The organism is Streptomyces sp. NPDC059832 (assembly GCF_042731715.1).
Classification (GTDB): Bacteria; Actinomycetota; Actinomycetes; order Streptomycetales; family Streptomycetaceae; genus Streptomyces.
In genome coordinates, this window is sequence record NZ_JBHWIY010000018.1 from 123,793 (window position 1) to 139,096 (window position 15,304).

Annotated in this window: 12 protein-coding genes and 1 pseudogene; 9 read left to right on the forward strand and 4 right to left on the reverse strand. The window is 70.9% G+C overall.

Annotation, left to right across the window (positions count from 1 at the left end):
* Window positions 1-43 precede the first annotated feature (43 nt).
* Window positions 44-895 carry a siderophore-interacting protein gene (locus ACFV8T_RS28340; protein ID WP_385332779.1) on the reverse strand — a complete coding sequence of 284 codons (852 nt, stop codon included), beginning with the start codon at window positions 893-895 and terminating at the stop codon, window positions 44-46.
* Entirely contained in the window at window positions 892-1,131 is a 240-nt protein-coding gene (locus tag ACFV8T_RS28345) for a phosphopantetheine-binding protein (RefSeq protein ID WP_385332781.1), read from the reverse strand. The genes ACFV8T_RS28340 and ACFV8T_RS28345 overlap by 4 nt, the downstream gene beginning before the upstream one ends.
* Before the next feature lie 335 nt (window positions 1,132-1,466).
* Here ACFV8T_RS28345 and ACFV8T_RS28350 point away from each other — a divergent pair, with 335 nt between their 5' ends.
* The 4 genes from ACFV8T_RS28350 to ACFV8T_RS28365 all read left to right on the forward strand — a co-directional run bounded on the left by ACFV8T_RS28350 (window position 1,467) and on the right by ACFV8T_RS28365 (window position 5,916).
* Window positions 1,467-2,297, forward strand: coding sequence for a 2,3-dihydro-2,3-dihydroxybenzoate dehydrogenase (locus ACFV8T_RS28350; RefSeq protein ID WP_385332784.1), 831 nt, complete (start codon window positions 1,467-1,469; stop codon window positions 2,295-2,297).
* Window positions 2,298-2,381: 84 nt separating this feature from the next.
* On the forward strand, window positions 2,382-3,587 hold the full coding sequence (gene dhbC / locus ACFV8T_RS28355) for an isochorismate synthase DhbC (RefSeq protein ID WP_385332787.1): 1,206 nt from the start codon (window positions 2,382-2,384) through the stop codon (window positions 3,585-3,587).
* A complete protein-coding gene (locus tag ACFV8T_RS28360; protein WP_385332790.1) occupies window positions 3,584-5,221 on the forward strand; it encodes a (2,3-dihydroxybenzoyl)adenylate synthase in 1,638 nt (545 codons plus the stop codon). Before dhbC ends, ACFV8T_RS28360 begins: the two co-directional genes overlap by 4 nt.
* A 62-nt stretch (window positions 5,222-5,283) precedes the next feature.
* Entirely contained in the window at window positions 5,284-5,916 is a 633-nt protein-coding gene (locus ACFV8T_RS28365) for an isochorismatase family protein (RefSeq protein WP_385332791.1), read from the forward strand.
* Window positions 5,917-5,986: 70 nt separating this feature from the next.
* On the opposite strand, the gene ACFV8T_RS28370 is transcribed toward ACFV8T_RS28365, so the two are convergent.
* On the reverse strand, window positions 5,987-7,018 hold the full coding sequence (locus tag ACFV8T_RS28370) for an SMI1/KNR4 family protein (protein WP_385332794.1): 1,032 nt from the start codon (window positions 7,016-7,018) through the stop codon (window positions 5,987-5,989).
* Between the two features lie 221 nt (window positions 7,019-7,239).
* The gene (locus ACFV8T_RS28375; RefSeq protein WP_385332797.1) at window positions 7,240-7,863 is read right to left on the reverse strand and encodes a TetR/AcrR family transcriptional regulator; all 624 of its coding nucleotides are present in this window, start codon (window positions 7,861-7,863) and stop codon (window positions 7,240-7,242) included.
* A gap of 10 nt (window positions 7,864-7,873) precedes the next feature.
* Here ACFV8T_RS28375 and ACFV8T_RS28380 point away from each other — a divergent pair.
* From ACFV8T_RS28380 to ACFV8T_RS28400, 5 genes and pseudogenes are all read left to right on the forward strand, one after another.
* A pseudogene (locus ACFV8T_RS28380) lies at window positions 7,874-8,314 on the forward strand (formylglycine-generating enzyme family protein); the annotation flags it as partial.
* A gap of 141 nt (window positions 8,315-8,455) precedes the next feature.
* Window positions 8,456-10,075, forward strand: a complete 1,620-nt coding sequence (locus ACFV8T_RS28385; RefSeq protein WP_385332800.1) for a sulfatase — start codon at window positions 8,456-8,458, stop codon at window positions 10,073-10,075.
* A 100-nt stretch (window positions 10,076-10,175) separates the two neighbouring features.
* The gene (locus tag ACFV8T_RS28390; protein WP_385332803.1) at window positions 10,176-13,301 is read left to right on the forward strand and encodes an ATP-binding protein; all 3,126 of its coding nucleotides are present in this window, start codon (window positions 10,176-10,178) and stop codon (window positions 13,299-13,301) included.
* A gap of 136 nt (window positions 13,302-13,437) precedes the next feature.
* Window positions 13,438-14,514, forward strand: a complete 1,077-nt coding sequence (locus ACFV8T_RS28395; RefSeq protein WP_385332805.1) for an ATP-binding cassette domain-containing protein — start codon at window positions 13,438-13,440, stop codon at window positions 14,512-14,514.
* Window positions 14,511-15,302 (forward strand): ABC transporter permease, encoded by a 792-nt coding sequence (locus ACFV8T_RS28400; RefSeq protein WP_385332808.1) that lies wholly within the window; start codon window positions 14,511-14,513, stop codon window positions 15,300-15,302. Before ACFV8T_RS28395 ends, ACFV8T_RS28400 begins: the two co-directional genes overlap by 4 nt.
* Window positions 15,303-15,304 lie beyond the last annotated feature (2 nt).

Here is a 15,304-nt window from a genome sequence, read left to right on the forward strand (position 1 = left end):
GACCAGGAAGCGGCGTCACGCCTGCCCCGGTCCGGCCGGCCGGTCAGTGGTCGTCCTCGTCGAAGTCGGCGACGCCGCGCTTCCAGTAGCCGGTGATGTCGTGATCGGCGCTGTCCAGCCGCAGCTCGTCGCGGGCCCAGCGGCGCAGCGGCTTGATCTGGCCCGCCTCACCCGCGATCCACACGTACACGCGTTCCCCCTCGGGCACGGTCACGGCGGTCACGGCCCGTGCCAGCGCGTCGCCGGTTCCCGCCGGCAGATCGCCGCGGTGCAGCCAGCGCACTTCGACGCCGTCGGGCGCGGACAGCTCGATCTCCTGTGCGGCGTCGACGACTTCGACGAACGCCCAGCCCTTCGCGCTCCTGGGCAGTTCCTCCAGCCAACGCGCGATCGCGGGCAGGGCCGTGATGTCGCCCGCGAGCAGGTACCGGTCGTAGGTGTGCGGGACGATCAGTCCACCGGGCGGCCCCGCGACATGCATGATGTCGCCGGGCCGGGCCGCACGCGCCCAGTCCGACGCGAGGCCACCCTCGTGCTCGGCGATGTCGATGTCGATCTCGCCCGCGACCGGGTCGTAACGGCGCACGGTGTACTCCCGCGAGATGAGCGCCGGCCGCGGCCAGCGCAGCATCGCCCCGTTCGGCTCGGGCAGCCGCCGTGTGCCGTCCGGATCCGGGAAGATCAGTTTCACGTGTTCATCCGGCGAGTGGGCCTCGAACCCCTCGGTACCCGCCCCGCCCAGGGTCACCCGCAGCAGGCCGGCGCCGACCGCGACCACGCGTACGACTTCGGTCGCCCGGATACCGATCGGGTAGCCCACCTTCTCGGCGTGGCGACCCGCCCGGACTTCCGCGATCCGGTCCAGGTGCCGGTGCCGGTGGTCGATGCGGCTCATGCGGCGTTTCCCGTCAGCAGCGTTGTCCAGTGGGCCAGTTCGGGCTGCTCGGCCAGGTCGGGGAACTCCAGTGTGACCGCCCCGGCGGCACGCCAGCGCCCGACCAGGGCCATGATCCGCACCGAGTCCAGTCCCAGGTCGACCAGGTTTTCATCGGGCGCGATCTCGGCGGGGTCGCAGTCGAGCAGTTCCGCGACGTCCGCTCGGACGCGTTCGGGCGACAAGGTCTGATGCATCGGATTGCTCCTGCGGGGATGGACGCCGACGGCGCGGTCGACGCGTCGGCGGTGGTGGTCACGACGTCACGACAAGGGGTGACGTACGCCCGGTCATGGCGTGCGGGGAAGAACGGGAGGAACCGGCGGCAGCGCCGGGACAACTCGAACTAAGGCAAGGCTAACCTAATTTATTGACGCTGAGTACATGAACGCGGACCCGGCACCGCGCGACGCTCCCGCCCCAACTCCGCCCGCACGACCGCCCGTCCACCGCCGCGCGGCTCCATCGAGGCACCTCTCCGGCGAATATAAGTTAGGTTACCCTTACCTAACTTTCCCACAGGAGGTTGCTCATGCCTGAGCACATACCGGGCAGAAGCGGCGAGTTCGACGGCCGCACTGTCCTGGTGACCGGTGCCGCACAAGGCATCGGGGCGGCTGTCGCCGAGCTGTTCGCCACCCTCGGCGCCCGGGTCGCCGCCACCGACCGCGCGCGGGACGGCATCGACGCCCTGGCCGCACAGTGGAATCGGCGACAGGGGAAGACCCCGGGCAGCGACTGCTCGGTGGGTCGCCTGGAGCCGTACGTCATGGACGTCACCGACCGGCCCTCGGTGGAGCGCACCGTGGCACGTGCCGAGCGCGAACTCGGCCCCGTCGACGTCCTCGTGAACGTCGCGGGCATCCTTCGCACCGGCCCCGCCACCGAACTCTCCGCGCAGGACTGGTCGGACACCTTCGCGGTGAACACCAGCGGTGTCTTCCACGTCTCGCAGACCCTCGCACCACTGATGGCCGGCCGGGGCAACGGCTGCGTCATCACCGTAGGTTCCAACGCCGCCGGTGTTCCTCGCACCGGCATGGCCGCCTACGCCGCGTCGAAAGCGGCGGCCGCCATGTTCACCAAGTGTCTGGGCCTCGAACTCGCCCGCAGCGGCGTGCGTTGCAACGTCGTCGCACCCGGCTCCACCGACACGGCGATGCAACGCGCGCTGTGGACCGGCTCCGGCGCCGGGCAGCGTGTCATCGACGGGGACCCGGCGACCTACCGCACCGGCATACCGCTGGGCCGCATCGCCGCCCCCGAGGACATCGCCGAGGCTGTCGCCTTCCTCGCCTCCGACCGCGCCCGCCACATCACTCTGCAGGAGCTGTACGTCGACGGCGGCGCCACCCTGCGCTGAACGGTCCTCGCTTCTTCCCTACGCCTCATCCATCCCACCTCATCCACCGCACCCGCTGACGGAACCATCGAGAATGGAGCCCCCGTGTCGACGGCACCCCAGGTCGCCACGCACGTACCCCCGGCTGATCCGACCCACCCGGCCGTAGGCGCGGCCACCTCGCTGCTGGACGCCTACACACCGGGGGACCGCTTCCTCGCCACCCCTGGCCGCACCCTGCTGGCACACGGTACGGCACGCCCTGTGCCGCACGACGAGCGGCCCTTGGACGAACGGGTGAGAGCCACCCTGGCCGAAGCCGGCGCAGCCGGACAGCCATCGCCCGTGGTCATCGGCGCCATCCCGTTCGACCACGAGGCACCGGCCGCCCTGAGCGTGCCGGCAGCACTGCGCGTCGCGCCGCCGCTCGCCTCCGACCCACTGATCGCCCTGCCCGTCGGTGTGTCCGGCTCGGCGGACTGGGGAATGCGCCCGGTTCCCGACCCCGAGGTCTACGGAGCGGGCGTGGCCTCGGCCGTGGAGCGCATGTGGCGCGGCGAGTTCAGCAAGGTGGTGCTCGCCCGCACCCTCGAACTCACCTCCCCCGTCCCTCTCGACCTGCCCACAATGCTCCAGCGCCTGGCCCGCCGCGACCCCGTCGGCCATACCTTCGCGCTGCCGACCGGGGTCGGCCGTACCCTCATCGGCGCCAGCCCGGAACTGCTGGTCTCCCGGCAGGGGCAGCAGGTGGTCGCCAATCCGCTCGCCGGGTCCACCCCGCGCAGCACCGACCTCGCCGAGGACGTCCGCCGTGCCGCCGCGCTGCTGGAGTCCGTGAAGGACCTGCACGAGCACGCCGTCGTCGTGGATGCCGTCCACCAGGCCCTGGCCCCGCACTGCACGGAGCTGACCGTCCCGGCCCGGCCGACACTGATCCGCACCGCCACCATGTGGCACCTGTCCACCACGGTGACCGGCACGCTCGCCTCCCCCGACACCTCGGCCCTGGCTCTCGCCCATGCCCTGCATCCGACTCCCGCCGTGTGCGGCACCCCCACCGCGACAGCACGTCAGGTCATCGCGGAGACCGAGCCGTTCGACCGCGGGTTCTTCACCGGGGTGGTGGGCTGGGGCGACGCCTTCGGTGACGGTGAGTGGGTCGTCACGATCCGCTGCGCCGAGGCCGAGCAGCGCACGCTGCGCCTCTATGCGGGAGCCGGCATCGTGGCGGCGTCCGAGCCCGAGGCGGAGACCGCCGAGACGGCAGCCAAGTTCCGCACGTTCCTCGGCGCCCTGGGAGCCGAGCTGTGAGCCTCGACGACGCGCCCACCTGGCCGTCCGATTTCGCCGAACGGTACCGGGCTGCGGGCTGGTGGCGCGGAGAGACGTTCGGCTCCATGCTCCGGGAGCGCGCCGAGGCGCACCCGGACCGGATCGCCGTGGTCGATCCCGTCGCGGAAAGCCGGTGGAGCTACGCGGAACTGGACCGGCGCGCCGACCGGCTGGCCGCGGGCTTCCTCGCCCGGAACATCACCAGGGGCGACCGTGTGGTGGTGCAACTGCCCAATATCGCGGAGTTCTTCGAGGTCGTCTTCGCACTGTTCCGGATCGGCGCGCTGCCCGTCTTCGCGCTGCCGGCCCACCGCGAGACGGAGATCGCGTACTTCTGCGAGTTCACCGAGGCGGTCGCGTACGTCATCGCGGCGGAACACGGCGGCTACGACTACCGTGAGCTGGCGGCGAGGACCCGCGCCGGAGCGCGCACCCTGCGGCATGTGTTCGTCGCCGCCGGGGACCCGGGCGAATTCGAGGCGCTGTCCGACGTGGCGGAGGATCCGGTGAGCCACGCCGCTCCGCGCCCGGACGACCTGGCCTTCCTCCAGCTCTCCGGCGGCAGCACCGGCATACCGAAACTCATTCCGCGCACCCACGACGACTACATCTACTCGCTGCGCGGATCCAACGACATCTGCGGGGTCGACGAGAACAGCGTGTATCTCTGCGTGCTGCCCGCCGCCCACAACTTCCCGCTCTCCTCCCCCGGCTCGCTCGGCACACTCCACGCCGGCGGACGCGTGGTGCTGTGCCCGCAGCCCTCGCCCGAGGTGGCCTTCCCGCTGATCGAGCGGGAGGGGGTCACCCTCACCGGGCTGGTCCCGCCGCTGGCCCTGTTGTGGACCCAGGCGGCGACCGCCGCTACGCACGACCTCGGCAGCCTCGACGTCCTGCTGGTGGGTGGCGCCAAGTTCAGCGAGGAGGCGGCGCGGCGGGTCGGGCCGGCGCTCGGCTGCACCCTGCAACAGGTCTTCGGGATGGCCGAGGGACTGGTCAACTACACCCGGCTGGACGACCCGGACGAGGTGATCGTCACCACCCAGGGGCGGCCCATCTCGCCGGACGACGAGATTCTGGTCGTCGACGACGAGGACCGCGAGGTCGCACCGGGCGAAACGGGCCATCTGCTGACCCGGGGGCCCTACACGATCCGCGGCTACTGGCGGGCACCGGAACACAACGCCCGCTCATTCACCGAGGACGGCTTCTACCGCACGGGCGACGTCGTGCGGGTCACCGGGAGCGGGCACATCGTCGTCGAGGGACGCGCCAAGGACCAGATCAACCGGGGCGGCGAGAAGATCGCCGCGGAGGAGGTGGAGAACCACATCCTCGCCCACCCGTCCGTGCACGACGCCAATGTGGTGGCCGAGCCCGACCCGTACCTGGGCGAACGCATCCGCGCGTACGTGATCCTGCGCCCGGCCGCGGGTCCGCTGAAGCCGGTGGCCATCAAACGGTTCGTACGGGAGCGGGGCCTGGCGGCGTACAAGGTGCCGGACCGGGTCGAGTTCGTGGACGCGTTCCCGCAGACCGGTGTCGGGAAGATCTCCAAGCAGGACCTGCGGACCGCCGCGGCCCGCAGCGCATCCGCCGCCCCGAACGCCTGAACCCTGCCGGGCCCGCCGCCCCTGCCCGGCCTCCCCTCGACTCCGAACGGAATCCCAGCACCATGGCCCTGCCCGCCATTGCCCCGTACCCCATGCCGACCGCCGATGAGCTGCCCGCCAACCGGGTCGAGTGGACCGTCGACCCCGCGCGCGCGGTGCTCCTCGTCCACGATCTGCAGAACTACTTCCTGTCGGCCTACGACCGCCGGGCTTCGCCGATTCCCGAACTTCTGTCGCATGTTGCAGAGTTGAAGAAGGAGGCGACGCGTATCGGCGTACCGGTGCTCTATACCGCGCAGCCCGGCGGCCAGAGTGCGGACGAACGCGGTCTGCAACAGGACTTCTGGGGTCCGGGCCTCCCGGCCGACCCGAACGCCGCCGCCATCGCGGATGCCGTCGCACCCGACGAGGGTGACACGGTGCTCACCAAGTGGAAGTACAGCGGCTTCGTCCGCACCGATCTCCTGGAGAGGCTGCGCGAGCAGGGCCGCGACCAGATCGTCATCACCGGCGTCTACGCCCACATCGGCGTCCTGATGACCGCGTGCGACGCCTGGATGCAGGACATCCAGGCGTTCGTGGTGGCCGACGCGGTGGCCGACTTCTCCGCCCAGGACCACGCGATGGCACTGCGCTGGGCGGCCGGCAAATGCGCCGTCGTCACCAGCACCCGATCCGTCTTCGAAGGGAACTGACCGCCGCAGCTGCGAATCCCGAGCCGGTGCGGTCCCATCGTCCGGGCACGCCGTCGCCCGGCGAGCGCGGCTACCGGTCGCGGACCACGCCGGCGAGTTCGTCGAGCAGCGCGCCAACAGCGGCATCCGTCATCCGATAGCCGTCGGCGGTCTCGGAGATGAGACCCGAGGCGACACGGGAGTTCCACCAGTCTTCGAGGAAGCCGGGGGCGTATCCGCCGGTGCAGAAGTCGTAGGGTTCGGCCACGAGACCGAAGACGATCATGAGTTCGTAGTCCGGCAGCGCGTAGGAGCGCTCGCACTGCGGAGGGGTCCTGACGTATCGCTCGAAGGATCCGACCTGGTTGAAGCTGGTGAACAACCAGAACAGGTAGTCGTACATCAGCGTGGAGCGCGCATCGGCGTGCAGAGAGAAGAACCCCTTGTCCTGCACGACGGCCTCCCCGAGTATCCGCATGCGCCGCTCCGCGTCCGGCAGAACGTCGGCGACCTCGCGGAATGCACGCAGCAGCACCGGGGAGAAGCTCCCCTCGCGCACCGTGGCCAGGGCGTCGATCCGGTCCTGCTCCGAGGTGTCGTAGACGGACTCGTCGACCAGACCCGTGACGAAGGCCTCGAAGTTCTCCGCGACCAGGGTGATCGCGAAGTCGTCCTCCTGGTCGACGTGCACCACGGTCGGTTCGCCGCCCTTGCCGCACGCGCGGTAGTCGAGGGCGAGCATGTCGTGGCCCGCCGATGGCGTGTCGGCGAAGTAGACACCGATCTCGGGGTACTCCCACATGTCGATCCAGAACCGACTGCCGTACTCGCCGCCGAGCGATTGCGGCCTTGTCCGTCCGACGCCCCTGATGCCGGTGATCACGATGTGGTCGTCGGCCCAGGAGGTCGGCTCGGTCATGGGAAAGTGGTCCAGGTTCGGGATGCCGCCGTTGTGCGCTGTCATCAGCGCGATGTAGGAGTCGGGCAGACGGTATCCGCCGAGCTCCTGCTCCACCGACGCGATCGACTCGCGGGTGGGTGGGGCCTCCTCCACGTACTCCGCCAGCGCGTACGCCGAATCGTCCCAGAACCCGGCCATGTCGAAGCCCTCGAAATGTCCCACTGCGCCCTCCCAGGCCCGCCTGTCCGGCGATCGTACGTTCCGCGTCCGGATGCGATCACGGCCCCCTCGGCTTCAGCGAGGCATCGGCGTGGTGTCGGTGTGTACGGCCGCCACCCGCCGCATGGACCCACCGTTGTGATCACGGCGTGAGCCACGGACCAGAACAGTACGGCCGGGAATTGTGCGGCGGCTGACGCTCCGATTCCCGTCCTCGATCCCACTCAGGCGACGGTGGTCAGCAACTGTGCGCGGCGTTCAAGGGGGACGCTGTCGGCGAAGAGCCCGTCGATCGCGTGCAACAGCCTCTCGGGGATATGGAGTTCGCCTTCGTAGGGGGCATGGAGTTGCAGTCCGTCCCACAGGGCGGTGAACCAGGCGGCCTCGGCCCGGGGATCCAGGTCCGGCCGGATCAGCCTCTGGGTCTGCAGTGAGCGGAGTTCGTCGGTGAGCGTGTCGAGGACGCGGGCGTAGCGGCGAGCGAAGTGGGCATGTGCGGGATGCCCGGGGTCGATGGCCTCACACAGCAGGGCGGAGTAGAGCCGTACGCGGTCGGGGACCGCTTCGTTGTACACGGCTCTGCGGTAGACGTTGGCGACCTTGTCGTAGGCGGTGACGGGAGTCATGTAGGCCGTGTCGGCGTCACGGTCACGGCGGTTGAGGATCGCTTCGAGGAGGGTTTCCTTGGAGCCGAAGCAGTACAGCAGGGTGCTGTGGTTCAGGCCGATGTCGGAGGCGATTGAGCGCAGACTGGCGGCCCGGTAACCGTGCCGCGCGAAGGCTGTTGACGCAGCGTCGAGGATCTCCTGTGTGCGGTCGTCCGGTACGGGGCGGCGGCCGGGGAGCACGCGGGACGGGCTGCCCACCGAAGCGGAATGGGAGTACGCCGCGCGCGGCGGGCTGGAGCAGCGCCGTTACCCCTGGGGAGACGAACTGGACCCGAACGGCACGTTCCGCTGCAACATCTGGCGCGGGCAGTTCCCGTCCAGGAACACCGCGGCCGACGGCTACCGCGGCACCTGCCCGGTGGACGCCTTCGAGCCCAACGGCTACCGCCTGTACAACATGGCCGGGAACGTGTGGGAGTGGTGCTCCGACTGGTGGTCCACCAGCCACGACACCTCTGTGCCGGCCATGGACCCGCAGGGGCCCGCGACGGGTGCCTCGAAGGCCATGCGGGGCGGCTCCCACATGTGCCACGTGTCGTACTGCAACCGCTATCGCGTCGCCGCCCGGACGGCCAACGACGTCGCGTCCTCGGGCGGAAACATGGGGTTCCGCTGTGTGCGGAGCCCCTGACGCCGGCATCGACCACCGCTGCCTGCAAGGACGGCCCCTCTCCCGTGCCGATGCCGTCCGGCGGCGGCCGGCCCGCCGATCCTCCACCCCTTCGCCATCCCGGGCCGCCGCCCGGGAGGCCCTGTCCCATCGGAGTTCGCCTTGCGCATCATCTACGTGGACGTGGACACCCTCCGCGCCGACCACACCACCCCCTACGGCTATCACCGTCCGACCACTCCGAACCTCCAGCGGCTCGCCGACAAGTCGGTCGTCTTCGACCGCTACTACTGCTCCGACTCACCCTGCCTGCCCTCCCGGGCAGCGCTGACGAGCGGTCAGTTCGACATCACCAACGGAGTGATCGGCCACTACGGCGCCGACGCCCAGTTCCGCCTCGAAGCGGGGCACGGCCCCGAGCCGGACCGGCCGCTGCTCGGCCAGTGGCTCGGCTGGGGCGACCACTACACCGCCTCGATCTCCGTCTTCGCCGAACGGCACCGCGCGTACTTCTTCCACGGGAACTTCCGCGAGTCGATCCGCGCGAGCGCCAACTGGGGCGACGAGGAGGCCCCCGACATCAACCGTGCTGCCGTCGACTGGCTGCAGCGGCACAAGGACGAGGAGAACTGGTACCTCCACCTCACCTCCTGGGAGCCGCACACCAACTACACCCAGCCTGCCGAGTGGACCGAGATGATGGCCGCCTCCGGGCCCGTGCAGGCGTGGCCCGACGAGGAGACCATCGCCGCACACGCCGAGATCTACGGACCGCGCAGCGCCCTGGACCTCCACCACTCGCTGAAGAACCCCGGCGGCGGTTCCCCCGTGCCCCACAACATGCCCGACGCGGTGGCCTCACGGGCCGACTTCGAGCACCTGATCAACGGCTTCGACGGGGCCATCAGCTACTGGGACCACTACTTCGGGCTGCTCATGGACACCCTGGAGGAGCTGGGCATCGCCGACGACACCGCCGTGATCGTCAGCGCCGACCACGGAGAGTCCTTCGGCGAGCTGGGCATGTACGCCGAGCACGGCATGGCCGGCGAACCCGTGCACCGGCTCCCCCTCGTCGTCTACTGGCCCGGCCTCACCGACGAACTGCCCGCCGAGGCCCGCCACAACGACGCGCTTCTCTACAACATCGACCTGGCTCCGACCCTCGCGGAACTCGTCGGCCTGGACAAACCCGCCGGCTGGCAGGGCACCTCCTTCGCCGCCGCCCTGCGCGGCGAACAGATCGAGTCCCGCGAGTACCTGGTCCTCGGACACGGTGCCATGACCTACCAGCGGGCGGTCCGTACGCGCGACCATCTGTACATCCGCACCTACCACCCGGGCACCTTCCGCACCGAGTGGGAACAGCTCTTCCACCTCGCCGAGGACCCCTACCTCACCCGCAACCTCATCGATGAGGAGCCGGAACTCGCCACGCGGATGCGTTCCCATCTCACCGAGTGGTGGCACGAGTACGCCGGCCGGCCAGGCTGCCTGCCCGACCCCATGCAGGCCAACCTCCAGACCGGGCCCATCTACTACAACCAGCCCGGCCCGTACGCCCAGCACCTCAGGGACACCGGCCGCGCCCACCTGGCCGACCACCTGGAGCAGCAACTCGCCACCCTCACCGTGCCCGTCCCCTGGCACGCCCCCCCACTCGCCCCGCTCCCCGGAGATCCTCCAGAAATGGATCGACCACTTCGGGCGCCGAGCGACCGCGACGTCGGGGCCGGCCCCGTCCTCCGACTCGACCGTGAAAGTGACGTAGGCATGGTGTGACTCGGGGCATCCGGGGCCGTGTCGGTGCGGGTTTCGGGCCGAGTGGCTCGATCAATTGCACGCGTGCGGGCGCGGTTGACCTCTTGGATAATCTGCTCGGGTGAGCACCGATCTGACCTTGTTGTCGCGTGTCGCCTACTGCGGGCAGGAAGTCACGGCCCCGCGGATCCGCGACCTCCTCGCCCTGCTCGCGGAGGACCTGCGCAGGGGGTGCAGCACCGACCGGCTCGTGGCCGGGCTGTGGCCCGACGAACTTCCCGAGCGGCCCGGCAAGGCGGTTCAGGTCCTGGTGTCCCGGGCCCGCACGCAGCTCGGCGCCGACGTCGTGGCCAGCATCCCGAGCGGCTACCGGCTCGCCCTCGACGAGAAACAGGTCGACGCCTCCGCGCTCCTGCTGCACGCCGCCGCCGGCGCCGAGCGAGCCAGGGTCGGGGACCACACGGGGTCGCTGGCCTCCGCCGAGGCCGGGCTCGCCCTGTGGGACGGCTCCCCCGACGTGGGGGGCGGCCCCCTCGCCGCGTTGCGCGCCGAACGGGCCCCCGTACGCGGCGCACTCGTCCGGGCGCAGGGCCTCGCGCTCGCGCGCCTGGGCCGCCACGCGGAAGCGGCCGGGCCGCTGGCCGTGGCCGCTTCGGAGCACCCCCGTGACGAGGAGGTCCTCGCCGAACTGCTGCGCGGCGAGGCGGCCGGGGCGGGCCCGTCCGCCGCGCTGACACGGTACGAGGCCTACCGGCGCGAGCTGCGCGAGGAGCTCGGTACGGACCCCGGCGCCGCGCTCAGGGCCGTGCAGCAGGAGCTGCTGCACGGCGGGGCGCCCGTGGTCAGACACGGGGTGCCGCACGAACCGAACCCGCTGCTCGGGCGCGACGAGGACATCGCCGCGGTCGAAGGGCTGCTGCGCGCGTCGCGGGCGGTGACCGTCGTCGGCCCCGGAGGGCTCGGCAAGACCCGGCTCGCGTACAGCGTCAGCCGCCGCACCGAACAGCGCGTCGTGCACTTCGTGCCACTCGTCGGCGTCACGGCCGACGGGGACGTGGCCGCGCAGGTCGCGTCCGCGCTCGGAGCGGGCGAGAACAGGCACACCGGGGTGAGCAGCCACGTCTCGGCCGACTTGGTGTCCGGGATCCTGGGGGTGCTGGGCTCGGGACCGGCGCTGCTGGTGCTGGACAATTGCGAGCACGTCATCCGCGGCGCCGCCGACCTCGTACAGGCCCTGGTGTCGTCATCGAAGGACCTGCGGGTGCTGGCCACCAGCCGGGCACCGCTGGGCCTGACGTCGGAGGCCGTGTACGCGCTGCCGGAGCTGGGCCCGGCGACATCCGTCGAGCTGTTCACGCAGCGGGCGCGGGCCGCCCGGCCCGGGGTGAAGCTGCCGCCGGACGCGGTGGCGGAGCTGTGCGGACACCTGGACGGGCTGCCGCTGGCCGTGGAGCTGGCCGCGGCACGGGTGCGGGTGATGTCGGTGCCGGAGATCGCCCGGCGCATCGGCGACCGGTTCGCGCTGCTGCGCGGCGGTGCGCGGGACGTGCCGGAGCGCCATCGCACGCTGCACGCGGTCGTGGAGTGGAGCTGGAACCTGCTCACCGAGGACGCACGGGCGGCGCTGCGCACGCTGTCGGTGTTCCCCGGCGGCTTCTCCGGGGAGGCGGCGGAGCACGTGCTGGGCGAGGACGCCCTGTTCATGCTGGAGCAGCTGGCCGGCCAGTCGCTGGTCACGGTGGTGGACGCGCCGGTGGGCGTCCGGTGCCGCATGCTGGAGACCGTACGGGAGTTCAGCGCCGCCCGGCGTGCGGAGGCGGGCGAGGAGGAGTCGGCCGTCGACCGGTTCCTGGACTGGGCGCGGGGCTTCGGGGTCGCTTACCACGACGTGCTGTTCGGGTCGGACCTCCTGGCGGCCTGGGAGTTGATCCGCGCCGAGCAGGACAACCTCGTCCTGGCGCTGCGGCACGCGCTGGCCCGCGCGGACGGTCCTTCCATCGCCGCGCTGACCGCGGTGCTCGCCGCGCTGTGGTCGACCGACTCCAACTACCCGAGGCTGGCCGTGCTCGCCGCCGACACCGGGCCGCCGCTCTCGCACTACGACCCCGAGCCCAGTTACGTCGAAGTCACCCGCGTCGCCGCCGTGTTGTGCACGGCGAGCCTGTTCATGGGCTACCGCCCGCACGTGACCGTGGTGCGGCAGCTGGTGACGCTGCGGCGGCTGCCTCCCGCGCCGCCGGACACACTGCTGCGGGCCACCGCGCTCGTGCTGAGCGCGATCCCCGAGATGGTTCCGCCCGGATACGAGGTGCTGCAGCGGTTGTGCGACAGCCGGTTTCCGCTGGTCGCCGGGATCGCCGAGTGCGTCGCCACCTACGTCTGGGAGTACGAGCACGACATCGACCGCGCGCTCGCCTCGGCCCGTCGGATGATCGCCGCGCTGGCGGCGGTCACCAACCCGTCGATGCAGGTCATGGTGCACGCCCGGGTGAGCGACATGTGCTTGCAGACGGAGCAGGGCGACGCCGCGTACGGGCATCTGAAGGCGGCGCTCGAGGCGCTGCCGCGGCTCGACGACGAGCACGACTCGATCGGCATCCGCCGGGGCCTGGTGCTGGCCTGCCTGCAGCGGGGCGACCTGGACGAGGCGGAGTACTGGCTGCGGCAGGCGGAGGGCGACAGCACGCGGCCCGGTGACGCCTCCCACATTTCCGACCTGGGCGGGCGCGCCGAGATCGCGCTCGCCCGAGGACGCACGGAGAAGGGCCTCGACCTGTGGCGCAGCGCCGTGGAGCGGATGCCCGACACGGACTCCGCACACAGCGGCGACCCGTGGCTGGACCCCTGGGCGCTGGAGATCCAGTCAGCGGCGGTGACGGCGCACGCGCACGCCGACCGGCTCGACCTGGTGGCGGAGGCTGTCGACCGGCTGCACCAGCGGCTGCTGACGCTGCTGTCCGGGCCGCCGCGCACGCCCAGGGAGCTGCCGCTGTTCGGGACGGTACTGCACGCGCTGGGGATTGCGGGGCTCGCGTCCGGGGACGCGTCGGCGGTACGGCTGGTCGCGCTGGCCGAGCGGCTGCGGGTGCTGCGCGAGTTCCAGCCGACGATGTCGGCGGTACGGGCGCGGCGGGCGGCCGAGGCCGCGGACGCGGCGGCCTACGCGGACGCGGTGTCCCAGTACGCCGCGCTGGGGCGCGACGAGCTGCGCGAGGCCGCGCGCGCACTGGTTTCGGGAAGCGGCTGAGGCAGCGGGGCGGGAACGTCCCGCAGGGGCGGAAAGCCTGCTCGGAGGGGCTTCGGTGACCGTTTCAGCGAGGGTTTCAAGGGGGTGAAGCCACCGTGAAACCCCGCTGAATGCGGCGTACCGCAACCTCTGCTCCATGACGATCACGGCATCGCAATCACTCGCCATCGCGGCCAAGGGGCTGCGAAAGTCCTACGGGGAGAAGGCGGTCCTCGACGGCATCGACCTGACGGTGCCGTCCGGCACCATCTTCTCGCTGCTCGGGCCGAACGGTGCGGGCAAGACCACCACGGTCAAGATCCTCTCGACGCTCATCACGTGCCAGGCCGACGAGTTGTACGTCGGTGGGCACGACCTGGCAACCGACCCGCAGGGCGTACGCGCCTCGATCGGCGTCACCGGGCAGTTCTCCGCCGTCGACGGCCTGATCACCGGCGAGGAGAACATGCTCCTCATGGCGGACCTGCACCACCTCCCGCGCAGCGAGGGACGGCGCACCGTGGCGGAGCTGCTGGAGCGGTTTCATCTGACGGACGCGGCGAAGAAGCCCGCCTCCACCTACTCCGGCGGCATGAAGCGCCGCCTGGACATCGCGATGACACTCGTCGGCAGCCCGCGCATCATCTTCCTCGACGAGCCGACGACCGGCCTCGATCCGCGCAGCCGCCACAACACCTGGCAGATCATCCGCGAGTTGGTCTCCGGCGGTGTCACCGTGTTCCTCACCACCCAGTACCTGGAGGAGGCCGACGAGCTCGCCGACCGCATCGCCGTGCTGAGCGACGGCAAGATCGCCGCCGAAGGAACCGCCGAGGAGCTGAAGCGGCTCATTCCAGGCGGTCACGTGCGGCTGCGGTTCGCCGATCCCGTCGCCTACCGGTCAGCGGTCTCCGCCCTCAACGAAGCCACCACCGACGACGAGGCGCTGGCGCGCCAGGCCTCCAGCGACGGCACCCGGCGCGAGCTGCGCTCGATCCTCGACTGGCTGGACTCCTCCGGCTTCGCGCTGCGCGAGGTCAGCAGGGACGACGAGGCGCTCACGTTGAGGATCCCCAGCAACGGCGGCCAGCGGGAGCTGCGCTCGATCCTCGACTGGCTGGACGCCGCGGGCATCGAGGCGGACGAGCTGACCGTGCACACCCCGGATCTCGACGATGTGTTCTTCGCGCTGACCGGTGGTCTCAACCAGCCCAAGAAGGAGGCCGTCCGATGAGCTCCCTGTCCCTCGCCCTGCGCGACTCGACCACGATGGTGCGCCGCAACCTGCTGCACGCGCGACGCTATCCGGCACTGACCCTGAACGTGGTGCTGACACCGCTCATCATGCTGCTGCTGTTCGTCTATGTCTTCGGCGACGTGATGAGCGCCGGCATCGGCGGCGGCGGCGCGGACCGCTCCGAGTACATCGCCTACATCGCCCCCGGCATCTTGATGATGACCATCGGCACCACCCTCGTCGGGACCTCGGTGTCCGTGGCCGACGACATGACCGAGGGCATCATGGCCCGCTTCCGCACGATGGCGATCCACCGCGGGTCGGTGCTGATCGGGCACGTCGCGGGCAGCGTGCTGCGATCGGTCATCAGCGTGACCCTGGTAGGCGCCGTCGCGGTGGCCATCGGCTTCCGCTCGGTGGACGCGACGGTCCTGGAGTGGCTGGCGGCGTTCCTGCTGCTCGCGCTGGTCGCGCTGGCGTTCACCTGGATGGCGATCGCCGTCGGCATGGCCAGCCCCAACGGTGAGGCGGCCGGGAACAACGCGGTGCCGCTGGTCATCCTGCCCTTCATCTCCAGCGCCTTCGTACCGGTCGACGCGATGCCGGGCTGGTTCCAGCCGGTCGCCGAGTACCAGCCGTTCACGCCCGCCATCGAGACCCTGCGCGGCCTGCTGCTGGGCAGCGAGATCGGCCACAACGGGTGGCTCACCGTGGTCTGGTGCGTGGGCCTGGCCGTACTCGGCTACTACTGGTCGAAGTCGCTCTTCAACCGCGAGACGCGGTAACC

Excerpts from the sequence above, each read along its gene's own strand:
- ACFV8T_RS28340 (WP_385332779.1), bottom strand. The coding sequence starts at position 895 with ATGAGCCGCATCGACCACCGGCACCGGCACCTGGACCGGATCGCGGAA.
- ACFV8T_RS28345 (WP_385332781.1), bottom strand. The coding sequence starts at position 1,131 with ATGCATCAGACCTTGTCGCCCGAACGCGTCCGAGCGGACGTCGCGGAA.
- ACFV8T_RS28350 (WP_385332784.1), top strand. The coding sequence starts at position 1,467 with ATGCCTGAGCACATACCGGGCAGAAGCGGCGAGTTCGACGGCCGCACT.
- ACFV8T_RS28365 (WP_385332791.1), top strand. The coding sequence starts at position 5,284 with ATGGCCCTGCCCGCCATTGCCCCGTACCCCATGCCGACCGCCGATGAG.
- ACFV8T_RS28395 (WP_385332805.1), top strand. The coding sequence starts at position 13,438 with ATGACGATCACGGCATCGCAATCACTCGCCATCGCGGCCAAGGGGCTG.
- ACFV8T_RS28400 (WP_385332808.1), top strand. The coding sequence starts at position 14,511 with ATGAGCTCCCTGTCCCTCGCCCTGCGCGACTCGACCACGATGGTGCGC.